Annotated in this window: 15 protein-coding genes, 1 tRNA gene and 1 pseudogene; 5 read left to right on the top strand and 12 right to left on the bottom strand. The window is 37.1% G+C overall.

Features of this window, described 5'->3' with window-relative positions:
- Position 1: 1 nt before the first annotated feature.
- The 7 genes and pseudogenes from ACKXGU_RS10300 to ACKXGU_RS10270 all read right to left on the bottom strand — a co-directional run bounded on the left by ACKXGU_RS10300 (position 2) and on the right by ACKXGU_RS10270 (position 8155).
- On the bottom strand, positions 2–190 hold the full coding sequence (locus ACKXGU_RS10300) for a hypothetical protein (RefSeq protein ID WP_463465235.1): 189 nt from the start codon (positions 188–190) through the stop codon (positions 2–4).
- 521 nt (positions 191–711) lie between these two features.
- Positions 712–785, bottom strand: a tRNA-Asp gene (locus ACKXGU_RS10295).
- A gap of 76 nt (positions 786–861) precedes the next feature.
- Positions 862–1792: pseudogene (locus ACKXGU_RS10290) on the bottom strand (DUF58 domain-containing protein).
- A 66-nt stretch (positions 1793–1858) separates the two neighbouring features.
- A complete protein-coding gene (gene trxA / locus ACKXGU_RS10285; RefSeq protein WP_103050957.1) occupies positions 1859–2176 on the bottom strand; it encodes a thioredoxin in 318 nt (105 codons plus the stop codon).
- Positions 2177–2319: 143 nt separating this feature from the next.
- Entirely contained in the window at positions 2320–6705 is a 4386-nt protein-coding gene (gene dnaE / locus ACKXGU_RS10280; RefSeq protein ID WP_463465234.1) for a DNA polymerase III subunit alpha, read from the bottom strand.
- A 135-nt stretch (positions 6706–6840) separates the two neighbouring features.
- Entirely contained in the window at positions 6841–7290 is a 450-nt protein-coding gene (locus tag ACKXGU_RS10275; protein WP_463465233.1) for a ferritin-like domain-containing protein, read from the bottom strand.
- A 187-nt stretch (positions 7291–7477) separates the two neighbouring features.
- On the bottom strand, positions 7478–8155 hold the full coding sequence (locus tag ACKXGU_RS10270) for a DUF6252 domain-containing protein (RefSeq protein ID WP_463465232.1): 678 nt from the start codon (positions 8153–8155) through the stop codon (positions 7478–7480).
- A gap of 144 nt (positions 8156–8299) precedes the next feature.
- On the opposite strand from ACKXGU_RS10270, the gene ACKXGU_RS10265 reads away from it, so the two are divergent.
- From ACKXGU_RS10265 to ACKXGU_RS10255, 3 genes are all read left to right on the top strand, one after another.
- Positions 8300–8821: a 30S ribosomal protein S16 gene (locus ACKXGU_RS10265; RefSeq protein ID WP_463465231.1), complete on the top strand. Its 522-nt coding sequence runs from the start codon at positions 8300–8302 to the stop codon at positions 8819–8821.
- A 61-nt stretch (positions 8822–8882) separates the two neighbouring features.
- A complete protein-coding gene (rimM, locus tag ACKXGU_RS10260) occupies positions 8883–9410 on the top strand; it encodes a ribosome maturation factor RimM (protein ID WP_463465230.1) in 528 nt (175 codons plus the stop codon).
- A gap of 53 nt (positions 9411–9463) precedes the next feature.
- A complete protein-coding gene (locus tag ACKXGU_RS10255) occupies positions 9464–10123 on the top strand; it encodes a tRNA1(Val) (adenine(37)-N6)-methyltransferase (protein ID WP_463465229.1) in 660 nt (219 codons plus the stop codon).
- 6 nt (positions 10124–10129) lie between these two features.
- On the opposite strand, the gene ACKXGU_RS10250 is transcribed toward ACKXGU_RS10255, so the two are convergent.
- Positions 10130–11434, bottom strand: coding sequence for an amino acid permease (locus ACKXGU_RS10250; RefSeq protein WP_463465228.1), 1305 nt, complete (start codon positions 11432–11434; stop codon positions 10130–10132).
- Between the two features lie 142 nt (positions 11435–11576).
- Here ACKXGU_RS10250 and ACKXGU_RS10245 point away from each other — a divergent pair, with 142 nt between their 5' ends.
- A complete protein-coding gene (locus ACKXGU_RS10245) occupies positions 11577–12755 on the top strand; it encodes an acyl-CoA dehydrogenase family protein (protein WP_463465227.1) in 1179 nt (392 codons plus the stop codon).
- A gap of 77 nt (positions 12756–12832) precedes the next feature.
- The gene (locus ACKXGU_RS10240) at positions 12833–13729 is read left to right on the top strand and encodes a metallophosphoesterase family protein (protein WP_463465226.1); all 897 of its coding nucleotides are present in this window, start codon (positions 12833–12835) and stop codon (positions 13727–13729) included.
- Here ACKXGU_RS10240 and ACKXGU_RS10235 read toward each other — a convergent pair.
- From ACKXGU_RS10235 to ACKXGU_RS10220, 4 genes are all read right to left on the bottom strand, one after another.
- The gene (locus ACKXGU_RS10235) at positions 13726–14058 is read right to left on the bottom strand and encodes a 2Fe-2S iron-sulfur cluster-binding family protein (RefSeq protein WP_463465225.1); all 333 of its coding nucleotides are present in this window, start codon (positions 14056–14058) and stop codon (positions 13726–13728) included. The two genes, ACKXGU_RS10240 and ACKXGU_RS10235, sit on opposite strands and share 4 nt — an antisense overlap.
- Positions 14058–15119: an NAD(P)/FAD-dependent oxidoreductase gene (locus ACKXGU_RS10230; RefSeq protein ID WP_463465224.1), complete on the bottom strand. Its 1062-nt coding sequence runs from the start codon at positions 15117–15119 to the stop codon at positions 14058–14060. Before ACKXGU_RS10230 ends, ACKXGU_RS10235 begins: the two co-directional genes overlap by 1 nt.
- 79 nt (positions 15120–15198) lie before the next feature.
- A complete protein-coding gene (locus ACKXGU_RS10225; protein WP_103050945.1) occupies positions 15199–15444 on the bottom strand; it encodes a NifU family protein in 246 nt (81 codons plus the stop codon).
- Positions 15445–15447: 3 nt separating this feature from the next.
- A complete protein-coding gene (locus ACKXGU_RS10220) occupies positions 15448–16584 on the bottom strand; it encodes an Mrp/NBP35 family ATP-binding protein (RefSeq protein ID WP_463465223.1) in 1137 nt (378 codons plus the stop codon).
- Between the last annotated feature and the right edge of the window lie 73 nt (positions 16585–16657).

Below are 16657 nucleotides of genomic sequence, written 5' to 3'. Positions count from 1 at the left end.
ATTATCCGTTTGACGGTACAGAACCGTCTTTTTTAACATGCCTTTTAACTGCAAAGGCATAGGAAAAATCTTCTTGAGATGTTACTTTTTCTTGTTTTGGTTCAGTGGTAGGCACATCACTTTTAATGCTTAATCCAGTAAGCGTTGTACAAAAAATGGCTGCCATCAAAGTAATTTTTAAGGTTTTCATGTTAGTTGATTTAGGGTTAAACAACAGTTTGCTATTAATTTTTTACTATTAAATTGATTTTTAAATTAAAAATCGCTGTCGAGGGAAGAATGGATTATTAACCTTAAATATTTAAATGCCAAAAGGCTTTAAATGCGTATTTATAACATGAGGGAAACAGACAAAATATGTCTTAAATGGACAAATTAACCTTAAATAAGCTGAATAATTCGATTTAGGGACTTATTTGAAGGAATGTAAATATAGATTCAGGTATTGTGATTGTATCAAATAATCGTTAAAATACATTTTATATCGATAAAATACATATTATGTAGTATTTTCTTACAATATATTATTATTCAAACCCTTTCAAAACAAAAAAGCATCCCTATTTTCTAGAAGAAAAAAGGAAAGCTTTCCATCGGTAAGCCCCTAATTAAATAAGGAATCTCACTACATTCTGACAAAATTGTCAGAAACAACACAACTAAATTTTATTGCTAAAAAAAGCTCCAGATTTAGGAGCTTAAGCAATTTAGCGGTCTGGACGGGACTCGAACCCGCGACCTTCGCCGTGACAGGGCGACATTCTAACCAACTGAACTACCAGACCGTTGCTTAATTGCGGATGCAAATATACACGGCTTTTTTTATAAGTCAAACCTTTTTTAAAATTATTTTAAAGTTTCCTATAAAAACTTTTGCCGCTCAATCATGTAGGTAGTCAAAATATGATCAAAATTTTTATTAATGTCCGCTTCCACATATTTTATTCTGTACTGGGTACATTTTTGTTTGATATCATTAAAATATGCTGTAACGGCATTTTCATAATTTTCCTTAATATTCTCCGCATACAGGTTGATATGCTCGCCTGTTTCTACATCCACAAATCGTTTCGGGGCATTACTAAACTCAAATTGCTGTTCCTTTTTCTTATCAAACACATGAAACAAAACCACTTCATGTTTATTGAACTTTAAATGCCGTAAGGCCTCAAATAATTTGGTCTGACTTTCAGATGTCTGAAACATATCGGTAAAAAAGAAAATCAAGGAACGTCTTTTAATCTTTTCAGCTATTTGATGTAAATAGGTGTAAGTATCTGTATTTTTATTTATTGGTTGATTGACAACCATATCACTCAATTGATGCAACAGCATTTGATGGTGTCGCTCACTACCTTTCTCAGGCGCATAGTAATCGTAATTGTCGCTATAAATACTTAAGCCCACGGCATCACGCTGCTTTTTTAAAATGTGCATTAAAGAAGCCGACGCTAATGCTGAAAAGGCAATTTTGTTTAAACTATCCAAACTAAAACTCGATAATTTAGGATAGTGCATGGAACTACTATTGTCAATAATCAAGTGACAACGAAGGTTGGTTTCCTCATCATACCGTTTAGTAAACAACTTATCGGTTTTGGCAAATAGCTTCCAATCAATATGCTTGGTACTCTCTCCTTGATTATAGATTTTTATGCTCCGCAAATTCTGATGAAAACCCATGAAACGGACTTTTATGCATACCTGCAATAAAACCCTCAACTACCTGCTTTGCCAGTAGCTCTAAATTTTTGAATCCGCCTGCTTTATTGAGTTCCTGTTGTAAATCCATTGGTGTCTAAACTAAAAAAGGTTTGCCGTTTGGGCAAACCTTTTATCATTTCTTTTAGAAAGTATTTTATAAAAGCGAGTCAATGGCTTCTGTGTAAGCACTTTTTTGCGCTACACCTACCTGACGACCTACAACTTCTCCGTTTTGGAATACTAAAACTGTTGGAATGTTACGCACACCATATTTTGCGGCAAACTCTTGATTAGCATCTACATCAACTTTACCAACAACGGCTTTACCTTCATATTCGTTACTAATCTCATCAATGATTGGACCAACCATTCTACATGGACCACACCAAGCTGCCCAAAAATCTACCATTACTGGTTTATCACTTTTTAATACTGTTTCTTCAAACGTTGCATCTGTTATTTCTAATGCCATAATCTATATTTTAATCTGTTTTACTTCAATTTTATATGCAAAATTAGTCAAAAAAATCGCGAAAGCTTACACACTGACAATTTGTTTTAACTATAGTTTTATTGTTTGGTGTTATAATGAGCCTACTCAAAAACTTCAAAACATTAATTTAACTTATAATACACCTCATTATTTTCTAATTCATCCAATAACTCTTGAGATATTTTGACCTTTTGTTTACGGCTTGGCATGCTTAATTTAATTTGTTCATCATTATCATAAATCACAAAATTGAGCGCATGATCACCTTTATGCATGGTAAATAATTCCTTTAGGGTTTCTATTCTGGACTCTATCAAATCATTGATATTCAATTGAACTGAAAGCTTTTTAGCATAAGTATCCATAACGTCATGCAACAATTGAAAGTTATTAAACTGAAGCCTCGGATCACTCTTTTTGCCAGTTTCTCTATTGGTCCATCCTTCTCTTACAAACACTTTTATATACACGAATGAATTTTTTAACAGGAAGTGCCTGAACTTCAAATATTCTTCACCAAATATTCGAAATTCATAGCTATCGGTATAATCTTCCACGGTGAACAATGCCCAACCTTTACCCTGTTTACTCACACGATGCTGAACATCGGTTACCACACCACCAAATGTTAACTCCCTGTTCACATAAGGCTCCAAATTATTAAACAAGCCAATTGTAGCATTACAGAATGTTTTCATTTCAATTTTAAAATCATCCAATGGATGACCAGAGATATAAATACCAACAACCTCCTTTTCGCGAGCCAACTTCTCCATAGTTCCCCATTCTTCACATGGTGGTACTTGAGGTTCTGCTATTTGCACATCGCTGGACTCTCCAAACAGGCTGACTTGTGCAGAATTCTCATTTTCTTGATGTTTGGCACCATATTTAATGGCTTTTTCCAAAAAGGTAATCCCATCACCATCATCATGAAAATACTGTGCCCTGTGTGTCATCTTAAAACAATCGAATCCTCCTGCCAATGCTAGATTTTCAAAGGCTTTTTTATTAGCCGCCCGCAAATCAATGCGCTTGGCAAAATCGAAAATAGATTTATAATTCCCATCTTGTTTCCGATTTTCTACAATGGTTTTAACGGCTCCATGTCCAACACCCTTGATGGCACCCATACCAAAGCGTACTGCGTTATCCTGGTTTACTGAAAATTTATAATAACTTTCATTAATATCCGGCCCAAGAACGTTTAATTTCATACGCTTACACTCCTCCATAAAGAAAGTCACTTGCTTAATATCATTCATATTATTCGATAAAACAGCTGCCATATATTCCGCAGGATAATGCGCTTTGAGATAAGCTGTCTGATAAGCAATCCAAGCATAACAGGTTGAGTGCGACTTGTTAAAGGCATAACTCGCGAATGCCTCCCAGTCTTTCCAGATTTTCTCCAAAACATCACGAGGGTGACCATTTGCTTCACCACCATCTAAAAATTTGGGTTTGAGTTTTTCCAGTAAAGCAAATATCTTTTTACCCATGGCTTTACGTAAAACATCAGCTTCACCTTTGGTAAAACTTGCCAATTTTTGAGACAATAACATCACCTGCTCCTGATAGACTGTAATACCGTAGGTTTCCTTTAAGTATTCCTCCATGGCAGGCAAATCATAAACAATGTCTTCACGTCCATGTTTACGTGCAATAAAGCTTGGAATATACTCCATAGGTCCTGGACGATACAAGGCGTTCATAGCAATAAGGTCATCAAAAACCGTTGGTTTTAAATCCTTCATGTGTTTTTGCATTCCAGGAGATTCGTACTGGAACACACCTACTGTTTCACCACGCTGGAACAATTCATAAGTCTTCTCATCATCCAATGGAAAATTATCAGGATCCAGTTCGATACCATGTTTAGCTTTTACAATTTTCACGGTATCCTTAATCAGCGTCAAGGTTTTTAATCCCAAGAAATCCATTTTCAACAAACCAGCATCCTCAACAACCGAGTTGTCAAATTGCGTGACATATAGTTCAGAATCTTTGGCTGTTGAAACCGGAACAAAATTGGTTATATCATCCGGTGTAATAATCACACCACAGGCATGAATACCTGTATTACGAACCGAACCTTCCAAAACGCGCGCTTGATTTACGGTTTCCGCCTCTAAATCTTCTCCATCCGAAATATTAAGCAGTTGATTAACCTTTTCTAAATCTTCTGCTCTAAACTTTTTGCTCAATTCCTTTTCGTCCAATCCAAAAATCTTTCCTAATTTGGACATGGTTGGAATTAATTTGGCAATTCTATCGGCATCAAATAACGGTAAGTCTAATACCCTAGCGGTATCCCGAATGGAAGACTTGGCCGCCATAGTACCGTAGGTAATGATTTGTGCTACCTGACTACTACCGTATTTTTCAATTACGTATTCCATAACACGACCGCGACCTTCATCATCAAAATCAATATCAATATCAGGCATGCTCACACGATCCGGATTCAAGAAACGCTCAAAAAGTAAATCGTACTTTATCGGGTCAATATTGGTAATCCATAAACAATATGCTACCACAGATCCTGCTGCCGAACCACGCCCTGGACCAACCGAGACATCCATATTTCTGGCTTCTCGAATAAAATCTTCAACAATCAGGAAATAGCCTGGATACCCTGTTTTTTCTATGACTTCAAGCTCAAAATCAAGGCGCTCTTTAATGTCATCAGTTATTTCACCATAACGCTTTTTAGCGCCTTCATAAGTCAAATGTCTTAAAAAGGCATTTTCTCCACGTTTTCCACCATCAATTACATCTTCTGGGTGCTTGAATTCATCGGGAATATCAAACTTTGGAAGTAAAACGTCACGTGCCAGCTCATAGGGTTCTACCTTATCTACCAGCTCTTGAATATTTAAAATGGCTTCAGGAATATCCTTAAAGAGCGTTTTCATCTCTTCAGAAGACTTGAAATAATACTCCTGATTCGGCAATCCATAACGATAACCACGACCACGGCCTATTGGGGTAGCCTGTTTTTCCCCATCTTTTACGCACAATAAAATATCATGTGCGTTTGCTTCTTCTTTTTCAGCGTAATAGGTATTATTAGAAGCAACCAACTTAATGTTATGTTTTTTTGAAAACTCAATCAAGACTTGGTTTACCCGATTTTCATCTTCTTGATTGTGCCGCATAATCTCAATGTACAAATCATCCCCAAACTCTTGTTTCCACCACAAAAGAGCTTCTTCTGCTTGATTTTCTCCAACATTCAAGACCTTGCTTGGTACTTCGCCATAAAGGTTACCGGTTAGCACCAATATATCTTCCTTATATTGCTTGATTAGCTCCTTGTCAATTCGAGGCACATAATAAAATCCCTGCGTGTAAGCAATGGAGGACAACTTGGCCATATTGTGATAGCCTTTTTTTGTTTTGGCAATTAAAACCACTTGATAACCATTATCTTTTCGATTTTTATCCAAATGATTTTCACAAACAAAAAACTCACAGCCTATAATCGGTTTTATTTTTTTTGCAGTTGGTTGCTCACCCTTTTCAATAGCTGCCTTATTCTTCTCTTCAACCGATTTATTATGATTATTAGTTGCTTTTACAAAGTGGAAGGCACCCATCATATTCGCATGATCTGTTAATGCAACGGCAGACATGCCATGTTTAGCTGCAGATGACACCAGTTTTGGAATACTAATGGTAGATTGTAGTATTGAAAATTGAGAATGGTTGTGCAAATGCACAAAATCAACGTCAGCTAAATCAGATATATTTTGTTTTATTTCCTCTGTGGAAATCGTATCGGTTTGCTGCTTTTGAATGCGCTCACGAATTTTAGCACTTTCTCTTTGAAGATTGATATGTTTTAAACCGATGAGTTCAATTTCCTTCGGATTGGCTGCCGAAAATTTCTGAAAATAATCTGGCTGAACATCCAATTGTGCAAGAGTATATTCTTCTCGACGGATTAGCTCGAAAAAACAACGTGTTGTGGCCTCAACATCGGCAGTAGCGTTATGGGCTTCTGCAAAGGGCGTGTCAAACAAAAATTCATGAAGCTCGGTTAACGTTGGCAGTTTAAACTTACCGCCTCTACCGCCAGGGATTTGACAGAGTTCAGCAGTGTGTTCGGTACAGGTATCGAGTACAGGTAATTCCTGCAATGTATTTGCAACATCACCTCTGTAGAATTCAGCACCCATAATATTGATGTCAAACCCAACGTTTTGACCAACTATAAATTTGGTTTTGTTTAAGGCTTCATTAAATTTTTCAAGAACTTCAGATAACGGAATACCTTGTTGTTCTGCCAACTCGGTTGAAATACCATGAATTTTTTCGGCATCAAACGGGATATTAAAACCATCTGGCTTTATTAAATAATCCTGATGATCAATACAATGACCCATTTCGTCATGCAACTGCCAAGCAATTTGAATGGCTCTAGGCCAATTATCGGTATCCGAAATTGGCGCATCCCAACGTTTAGGTAATCCGGTTGTTTCTGTATCAAAAATTAAGTACATAAAGCTGATTTTTCTTGAAAAATAAGAAGGTTAAAATTAGGGATAATTATTAGTTTTTCGAATGAAAGTTATAAACAGTTGTAAACAAAAAAGCGCGGCTTAAAAGCCGCGCTTTATATTTATTTTATTTTAGATTTATGATACAAGTTCTTCATGAACTTTCTCCGTATTGATAGCTGCTTGAATGGCATTTTTTTGCTTAATCAATATAGAATCGATACTTGGCGGTAAAGTTCTATCCTTAAGAATGTCTTTATATTCCTCAAGATTTTTTTCTTCACCTCTAATGGCCTCTTCTAAAATGGCTTCTTCATCATTATTTGAAAATAACGTTTTAAGGCTCATCCAGTTTCTGTGTACAGTACCTTTGAAGCTTCCTGAATCTTCAGGAATTTCACCATAGCGTAGAATTTCTGTTCGTAATTCTTTAGCAAATTCGCTTCTTTCAGAAGCTCGACGCTTGAAGAACAGTTTTAAGGTTGGAGAATCTACGTTATCCATAGCATTTAGGTACCCCTTTTCTGCATCATAATTCTTGATTAATAATTCATTTAATTTGTTTGAAATTTCTTCTGAATACTTCATAATCTTTTACATTTAAATTTCAATAATTTCTTTAAAGATGCGTATTGTTTCACATCTGCATCTATAGTATAAGAGACAAACATGTTCTTGTCAAGTTTTTAGGGTAAAATCTTGGAATCTTTAAGATAATTTAACAAAAAACGCGGCTCAATTGCCGCGTTTGTTAATTTTTTTAATTCAATGAAGATTATTGGCAATCTCCCAATCCATTAATAATGATTTGAATGGGGCTGTTTGCTCCACCACCACCACAAGTGGCTATTTGCTGTTCTAGAGCTTCCTTATAGGCTAAACAGACTTCTGTATATTGTGCACTTCCAGGGTCCGTATTATTGTAAAGTTCTTCAGCTGCTTGGGCTTCAGCCACCACATCGTCACAGGAATTAAGTCCTCCCTCTAAATTGAAAAGTGGGATATCAAAAAAGACTCCCTGGCTAAAGTTTACAGTTTTAGCACCTGATTGTGAGTAAGCATTAAACCAAAAGCGACCAGAAACAGACGTAGGTGTTACTTGAGTAATTTCTATTTCACCGTCAGCTGGATACAAATAGAAATCTGGATCTGGCACAAAGTTGGTAGAATAACCTATGTCATCAACATCCCAGAATTCGGCTTTACTGGAACTACCTCTACCTAACCATTTAACGCCTGTTTCTAAATTAGGTACCGTAAACTTGAGTGTTTCATTACCACTGCCTCCTGTCAACTCAATCCTTCCACCACTATTGTAAGTGGCATCATAAAAAACAGCACGCCAAAAAACACCATCCTTTTTTCCTTGAACTGCTGGCGTATTGAATTTAACCTCATCACTACAACTCAAAACCGTCACTAGGACCAACAGTAAAACAGTTAGTTTCTTCATAATCTGACCTTTTTAGAATCTCAAAAATAATATAAAAAACGAAAAAAGATAGAATTTCTTGTAACTATTTAAAAATCAAAAAAAATATAGTATCTTTGCGCCCTTATTAATAATCGAGGTCGTGAACCTCACTAATTAATTTTTATGTCAGTTAAAATTAGATTACAAAGACACGGTAAAAAAGGAAAACCTTATTACTGGATCGTAGCAGCAGATGCACGAGCAAAGAGAGATGGTAAATACCTAGAGAAAATAGGTGCTTACAATCCAAACACGAACCCAGCTACCATTGAATTGGATGTTGATGGTGCCGTTAAATGGTTACAGGATGGTGCACAGCCAACCGACACAGCCAGAGCTATCCTATCTTACAAAGGTGCTTTATTGAAAAATCATTTAGCAGGTGGTGTCAGAAAAGGGGCTTTAACCGAAGAGCAAGCTGAAGAAAAATTCAACGCTTGGTTAGAAGAAAAAGCTGGTAAAGTTGAAGCTAAAACTGAAGGTTTAGCAAAAGCTGAAGCAGAAGCAAAAGCCAAAGCCATTGAAGCTGAAAAAGCTGCTAATGAAGCACGAATTGCTGCCAATGCTCCAGTAGAGGAAGTTGCTGAAGAAGCAACAGAAGAAGCTCCTGAAGTTGAAGCAGAAGCTTCAAACGAAGAAGAGTAGAAAATTTTATTTTATACCTTTGAACCCAGACTTTTCGGTCTGGGTTTTTTGTTTAAGCCATATGAAAAAAAAAGATTGTTTTTATCTCGGGAAGATTGTTAAAAAGTATAGTTTTAAAGGGGAGTTACTCATAAAGTTAGATACTGACGAACCTGAACTTTATGAAAATATTGACGCATTATTCGTTGATTTAAGGAATAATCTCGTGCCATTTTTTATTGAATCTTCACAACTACACAAATCAGATCTGTTACGTGTAAAATTTGAAGATGTCGATGCTGAAGCCGATGCTGACGCACTTATCAAATGTGATGTTTATTTGCCTTTGGAATTTTTACCGAAACTTGAAGGTGACAAATTTTATTTCCACGAAATTATTGGCTTCAAGGTAATTGATAAATCTCACGGAAATATTGGTATTATAAAATCTGTTAATGATTCAACAGCTCAAGCCTTGTTTGAAATTGACCATGGTGGTAAGGAAATTTTAATCCCAATGAATGATGAATTCATTGTTCAGGTTGACAAAGTCAAAAAGGAAATATTAGTAGACACGCCTGAAGGATTGATAGATTTATATTTAGAATAGTGATGTCTGAATTCAAGTTTAAACAATTTACTGTCAAACAAGACCAATGCGCCATGAAAATTGGAACGGACAGTGTTTTATTGGGTAGTTGGACCTCCTTAAAGCACCATCCTTTTTCAATTTTGGACATAGGTGCTGGCACAGGTGTTTTATCACTCATGATGGCGCAACGTAGCCAAGCCGAAATAATTGATGCTGTTGAAATTGACGACAAAGCTTACGAGCAATGTGTTGATAATTTTGAACAATCCACTTGGTCTGATAGGCTATTCTGTTATCATGCTTCACTTGATGAGTTTGCCGAAGAGATTGAAGACACGTATGACTTGATAATCTGCAACCCACCATTTTATTCAGAAGACTACAAAACACAAAATAACCAACGTGATATTGCCAGATTTCAACAAGCTATGCCTTTTGAGCATTTGATTGAATGTGTTTCAAAACTATTATCCGAAAGTGGCCAATTTTGTGTCATCATTCCTCACAAGGAAGAACATAATTTCATTGAATTGGCCTCAAAGCAAGGCTTATTTACTAATACTATTTTACGTGTCCAAGGCAATCCCAATTCTGAAATAAAAAGAAGCCTGATTGAATTATCATTTACCAAAAGCACAACCGAAACGGGCACTCTAATTATTGAGACAGATCGCCATCAATACACCCAGGCGTATGTCAATCTTACAAAAGATTTTTACATTAAAATGTAAACTCCGTTAATCAAAACGTTTATTCCATTTCATCAAAACGTAAAATGGAATACCCAGCATTAACAGGATGAAACCATAAAACACGGTTTCTTTGCCCGACCCAAAAATCGCCCATAACGAATATAAAAATCCTAAACTCCCGAGAACAAACGTTTTCACCCAACTATGGACATGAACTTTTTTCTCAATTAGAATTAAAATGTAGGCTGCAGCAGTGAATAAATATGGAACTAAAGCGACAAAGACCACAATATCAACAATAAACTTAAACTGATCAACCAACCCTTCTGATAAATTCATTAAAAGCACAGCTGTTGTCAGTAAACTACCTATAATAAGCCCTAAAGCTGGAGCTCCTTTCTTATTTTCTTTACTAAATACGCGCGGAAACAATCCATCTTTAGCAGTTGCCAATGGTACTTGTCCCGTTACCATAATCCAACCATTTAAGACACCTATACCCGAAATAATAACTCCAATAGCGACAAAATAACCACCGAAATCACCAGCAATAATTCTGGCTGCTTCAGCAAAAGGTGCTGCCGAGGTTTGCAGTCTATCTATTGGTAAAATCCCAAACAATACAACCGTTCCCAAAATATAAACGCTTGCCGCAATTAAGGTCCCAATCATCGTTGCTCTGGGAATTGTTTTTTCAGGATCTTTAATACTTTGCGAGGGAATGGTAGCACACTCAAGACCAAGAAAGGCATAAAGCGTTAGAGCTGCCACCATGGGAAAGGTTTCAAAATCACTTTCTGACGTTAAATTAAATTGAGGAAAATTTTCAAGTCTGAAAAAGAATACACCAACCAGAATCACAAATAATAATGGTGTTAACTTGAGTATGGTGGTAATTACCTGAACTTTACCCGACTCTTTAATTCCTCTCGTATTTATCCAAGTAAAAAACCAAATTAATCCCAGGCCAATGATTACTTTATACAAGGCGTTTGTTTCAAGTATGGGATAAAAGAAGCTTAAGGCTCCTATTATGGCAACAGTTAATGCCGCATTACCGATCCAACAAGACAACCAGTATCCCCAAGCAATCAAAAAGCCAATAAAGTCACCAAATGCTGATTTCGGATAGGCATAAGGGCCACCGCTTTTTTTGACGATTTTACTAAAATTACTGAAAATTTTAGCTAGAATCAACGCGCCAATAGTAGTAAAAACCCATCCCAGTAAACTTATACTTCCATATTTCGATAAAGCAGCTGGTAATATAAAAATCCCGACGCCAATCATATTTCCGATGACAATGGATGTTGCGGTTATTAAACCAATTTTAGGTGGAGATTTGCCCATTTTTGATAGCTGAATGACGTTATTTGAATAATTATTAAAAATGAGGCTCGTTAAATGTACGATTAAAATATTTCTGATAAAATGTTTCCCCTTTTTATATGTATTTGGTTAAATTTGGCGAGACTTAAAAATTGAACAAAACATGAAGCCAGACTTATTTGAAGCACCTGATTATTACAATCTTGACGAGTTGCTTTCTGAAGAACATAAATTAGTGCGCGATGCCACCAGAGAATGGGTAAAGCGTGACGTTTCACCAATTATTGAAGAATACGCACAAAAAGCAGAATTCCCAAATCAAATTATTGGTGGTCTTGCTGAAATTGGTGCTTTTGGCCCTTATATTCCTGTTGAATATGGTGGTGCTGGATTAGACCAAATTTCTTATGGCTTAATCATGCAGGAAATAGAACGTGGTGACTCTGGTGTTCGTAGTACAGCTTCTGTGCAGTCATCATTAGTCATGTATCCTATTTGGAAATATGGCAACGAAGAGCAACGCCAAAAATACTTGCCAAAATTAGCCAGCGGTGAATGGATGGGTTGTTTCGGGTTAACAGAACCTGATCACGGATCCAATCCTGGAGGCATGGTTACCAACTTTAAGGATATGGGTGATCATTACTTATTGAACGGTGCCAAAATGTGGATTAGTAATGCCCCGTTTGCACAAGTCGCTGTTGTATGGGCAAAGAATGAAGAAGGTCGCATACATGGTTTAATTGTAGAACGTGGGATGGAAGGTTTTTCTACACCTGAAACGCATAACAAATGGTCCCTTCGTGCCAGTGCTACAGGTGAGTTGATTTTTGACAATGTCAAAGTTCCAAAAGAAAACTTATTGCCTAATAAATCTGGATTAGGCGCACCTCTTGGTTGTTTGGATTCTGCTCGTTATGGGATTGCCTGGGGCGCCATTGGAGCCGCTATGGACTGTTATGATACGGCATTACGATACAGTAAAGAGCGTATTCAATTTGGCAAACCTATCGGCCAGTTCCAACTTCAGCAAAAGAAACTCGCTGAAATGATTACTGAAATTACCAAAGCACAATTACTGACTTGGCGTTTAGGTGTGTTGCGTAATGAGGGTAAAGCCACTTCAGCACAAATCTCTATGGCAAAACGCAATAATGTGGACATGGCCATTAACATAGCTCGTGAGGCTAGACAAATGCTTGGAGGCATGGGCATAACGGGAGAATACAGCATTATGCGTCACTCCATGAACCTGGAAAGTGTGATTACTTATGAGGGCACACATGATATACATTTACTAATTACTGGATTGGATGTTACAGGATTGAACGCCTTCAAATAAAATTAAAAGATTAATCAATATCATTCAAATGCTTCCACCTGGAAGCATTTTTTATTGAAATTATCTACATTTACAATATGTCATCAAGAAAACGGTTAGATAGGGCTTATAAACATGCTAAAATTGTTGAATTCAACAATGACAGCAAGATTATTTTATTCAGTGATTGTCACAGAGGTGACAACAGCTTTGCTGATGATTTTGCCAATAACCGAAATATTTACTTTCACGCTTTAAAACACTATTATGCTGAAGGGTTTACTTACTGCGAATTGGGTGATGGTGACGAATTGTGGGAAAACTTATCATTTGAACCTATTTTACAGGCACACAAAAATGTGTATCTGCTCTTGAAACTATTTCATGAACAAGAACGCTTACATATGATTTGGGGGAATCATGATATGGTGTATCGGGATCCAAAATATGTAGAAAAACATTTATCCACATATTTTGATCCAAAAACTGGAGAAGATGTTGAATTATTTTGCAATATTCAATATCATGAAGGTGTCATTTTAAAAAATTATGAAACCAATCAGGAACTGTTTTTGACTCATGGCCATCAAGCCGATTGGTGGAATTATCTCTTTTGGAAATGGAGTCGTTTTATGGTTCGCATTTTATGGAAACCATTGAATGTTATGGGAATTGCCGATCCAACCAGCCCTGCAAAAAATTATAAGGAGCTCATAAAAGTTGAACGTCGTATCAAAAAATGGATTATTGATAATAATAATTTAATTACCATTGTAGGCCATACTCATAGACCCCGTTTTCCAGAGCCTGGTGATATTGCCTTCTTTAACGATGGTAGTTGTGTGCACCCCAGAAGTATTACGGGAATAGAAATTGAAAATGGTGAAATCTCGCTAATTAAATGGCAAATTGCCACTACAGATGATGGCACACTTAAAATCGTGCGAGTGCTATTGGAGGGACCTCAAAAATTGATTGATTATAAAACGGATTAGCTTTCCGGTGCTAGCTCAACTTCCAAACCATCCAATTCAGGGGTAATCTGAATCTGGCAACCTAATCGGGAATTATCCTTTACGTAAAAGGCCTCACTCAGCATGGCTTCTTCGTCATCTTGCATTTCGGGGAGTTCATGGTCTGATAAAACATAGCACTGACACGAAGCACACATAGCCATGCCGCCACAAATACCAATGGTTCCCTCCGGAGCGAGCTCATAGCTTCTTACGACTTCCATAAGGTTCATAGCCATATCGGTTGGAGCCAGAACTTCATGGGTATTGCCATCTCTATCTGTGATTTTTAAGGTAACATCCTGATCCATTAGTCAATCGCTTTTACAACGGCTTTAGGAGCCTCTTTACGCGTACCATCAAAACCATCTACACCACTCACAGTGGTATATTTCAAGACATATTTTTTTCCCGGATTGATAATTTGATAAGCGGCCTGACACATCAAAGTTGCTTCGTGGAAACCACATAAAATCAATTTTAATTTACCAGGATAGGTGTTAACATCGCCTATGGCAAAAATACCAGGAATATTGGTTTGGTAGTCCAATGCGTTATTAACCTTAATAGCATTTTTTTCTATTTCCAATCCCCAATTGGCAATTGGTCCTAATTTAGGTGATAAACCAAATAAGGGTATAAAATGATCACATTCAATCTCAAACTCCTTTGGAATGTGTTCTGCTTGAGAAACCACTACGGCCTTAACATGATGATCGCCCACTATGCCGGTAACTTCAGCAGGTGTGATTAAATTGATTTTTCCTTGATTTTTGAGCTCTTGTACCTTTTCAACAGAATCTAAATGCCCACGGAATTCATTTCTTCTATGAATTAGGGTTACCTCACTAGCCACATCATTTAAAAAGATACTCCAATCCAATGCCGAGTCACCACCTCCTGCAATCACGACTTTCTTACCGCGATACATCTCCGGTTCTTTAATCATATACTCCACACCTTTATCCTCAAAGTCAGCAATATTGTGAATTAGGGGTTTACGTGGCTCAAAGCTGCCCAAACCACCTGCAATGGCAACCACTGGCGCATGGTGTTGTGTCCCTTTATTGGTCGTCACAATAAAAGTTCCATCGTCTTGCTTTTCTATGGTTTCAGCACGTTCACCTAACGTAAAACCAGGCTCAAACTGCTTACATTGTTCCAGTAACTTATCGGTTAGGTCACCGGCCAGAATTTCAGGATAGGCTGGAATATCGTAAATCGGTTTTTTGGGATATATTTCAGAACATTGACCACCTGGTTGCGGTAATGCATCAATTAAATGGCATTTTAACTTGAGTAGTCCAGCTTCAAAAACAGTAAAAAGTCCTGTTGGACCAGCTCCAATGATAAGAATATCAGTTTTAATCATGAATTGAATTTTTGGATAAACAAAGTTATTACTTCCTTTATTAATTAAATGTGACAAAAGTCACATTACATCTTAATTTTTAAGATTCTACGTTAATAACCTGTTCTATTTGTGGGGCGTACTTTTTGATGGTCATTTCTACCCCAGATTTGAGTGTCATTTGGTTCACACTGCAACCCACACAAGCTCCTTGAAGTTGTACTTTCACTAACTTATTGTCATCTTCAATGGACAATAAGGAAATATCACCACCATCACTTTGCAAAAACGGACGGATTTCATCCAGTGCCTTTTCTATATTTAGTTTTAACTCTTCTGTATTCATGGTTTATTTTTTAACTGCTGAACAACCAGCCATAGTCGTAATTTTTATAGCTTCAGTTGGTGGTAAGTTGTCATTGCGTCTAACCACTTCCTGAACCACATTCTGTGTTAAAGTTTCAAAAGCCTGCTCTAAAACAGTCGCTGTTTGTAAAGCCGCTGGTCTACCAACATCGCCCGCTTCGCGGATACTTTGCACCAAAGGTAACTGACCTAAAAACGGCACCTGTAAATCTTCAGCTAAATTTTTAGCCCCTTCTTGTCCAAAGATATAGTATTTATTGTCTGGTAATTCCTCTGGTGTAAAATAGGCCATATTTTCTATGATACCCAGAACTGGCACATTGATACTTTCCTGCTGAAACATAGCCACCCCTTTTTTGGCATCGGCTAATGCCACATTTTGAGGCGTACTCACTACCACAGCACCTGTAATTGGTAAGGACTGCATAATACTTAAATGAATATCACCTGTTCCAGGTGGTAAATCAATAAGCATAAAATCCAGCTCTCCCCAGTGTGCATCAAAAATCATTTGGTTTAAGGCTTTGGCAGCCATAGGCCCACGCCAAACAACCGCTTGATTGGGTTGGGTAAAAAACCCGATTGATAAGACCTTAACACCATAATTTTCTATGGGTTTCATTTTAGACTTACCCTCTACATTGATGGCCAGTGGTCGTTCATGTTCGACATCAAACATAATAGGAACCGAAGGCCCATAAATATCGGCATCCAAAATACCCACCTTAAAGCCCATTTTAGCCAAAGTAACAGCTAAATTGGCTGTAACCGTAGACTTACCTACACCTCCTTTACCCGAAGCTACAGCTATAATGTTTTGAATACCCGGAATAGCCTTCCCCTTAATAACATTAGGAGCCGACTTGGTAGGTGCATCAACCTTGACATTGACAGTGATTTTGGCTTTTTCATATACCAAATCATGAATGGTTTTCATGATATCCACCTCGGTTTTCTTTTTGGCTTGTAGGCTTGGGTTTGCTATGGTAATATCGATTACCACCTCCTCACCAAAAGTCACCACATTCTTTACAGCACCACTCTCCACCATATTCTGACCTTCACCAGGCACTGAAATGGTTTCAAGGGCTTTTAATATATCTTGTTTGTTTAATTTCACAGAATTCTAATTTAGATTTATTCTAAAGTGCAAATATACAGTGAATTGTTTAGATTTTGAAACGGTTTGATTG

This window comes from Hanstruepera sp. CR43 (assembly GCF_055227665.1).
Note: the sequence above shows the minus strand (reverse complement) of the source record. Positions and strands in the feature narration are given on the sequence as shown.

What these genes read in the sequence shown, in the direction of transcription:
- dnaE (WP_463465234.1), bottom strand. Translation starts at nt 6,705, where the DNA reads ATGTACTTAATTTTTGATACAGAAACAACCGGATTACCTAAACGTTGG.
- ACKXGU_RS10225 (WP_103050945.1), bottom strand. Translation starts at nt 15,444, where the DNA reads ATGAATACAGAAGAGTTAAAACTAAATATAGAAAAGGCACTGGATGAA.
- ACKXGU_RS10270 (WP_463465232.1), bottom strand. Translation starts at nt 8,155, where the DNA reads ATGAAGAAACTAACTGTTTTACTGTTGGTCCTAGTGACGGTTTTGAGT.
- ACKXGU_RS10300 (WP_463465235.1), bottom strand. Translation starts at nt 190, where the DNA reads ATGAAAACCTTAAAAATTACTTTGATGGCAGCCATTTTTTGTACAACG.
- ACKXGU_RS10275 (WP_463465233.1), bottom strand. Translation starts at nt 7,290, where the DNA reads ATGAAGTATTCAGAAGAAATTTCAAACAAATTAAATGAATTATTAATC.
- ACKXGU_RS10265 (WP_463465231.1), top strand. Translation starts at nt 8,300, where the DNA reads ATGTCAGTTAAAATTAGATTACAAAGACACGGTAAAAAAGGAAAACCT.
- ACKXGU_RS10245 (WP_463465227.1), top strand. Translation starts at nt 11,577, where the DNA reads ATGAAGCCAGACTTATTTGAAGCACCTGATTATTACAATCTTGACGAG.
- ACKXGU_RS10230 (WP_463465224.1), bottom strand. Translation starts at nt 15,119, where the DNA reads ATGATTAAAACTGATATTCTTATCATTGGAGCTGGTCCAACAGGACTT.
- trxA (WP_103050957.1), bottom strand. Translation starts at nt 2,176, where the DNA reads ATGGCATTAGAAATAACAGATGCAACGTTTGAAGAAACAGTATTAAAA.
- ACKXGU_RS10250 (WP_463465228.1), bottom strand. Translation starts at nt 11,434, where the DNA reads ATGGGCAAATCTCCACCTAAAATTGGTTTAATAACCGCAACATCCATT.
- rimM (WP_463465230.1), top strand. Translation starts at nt 8,883, where the DNA reads ATGAAAAAAAAAGATTGTTTTTATCTCGGGAAGATTGTTAAAAAGTAT.
- ACKXGU_RS10240 (WP_463465226.1), top strand. Translation starts at nt 12,833, where the DNA reads ATGTCATCAAGAAAACGGTTAGATAGGGCTTATAAACATGCTAAAATT.
- ACKXGU_RS10235 (WP_463465225.1), bottom strand. Translation starts at nt 14,058, where the DNA reads ATGGATCAGGATGTTACCTTAAAAATCACAGATAGAGATGGCAATACC.
- ACKXGU_RS10255 (WP_463465229.1), top strand. Translation starts at nt 9,464, where the DNA reads ATGAAAATTGGAACGGACAGTGTTTTATTGGGTAGTTGGACCTCCTTA.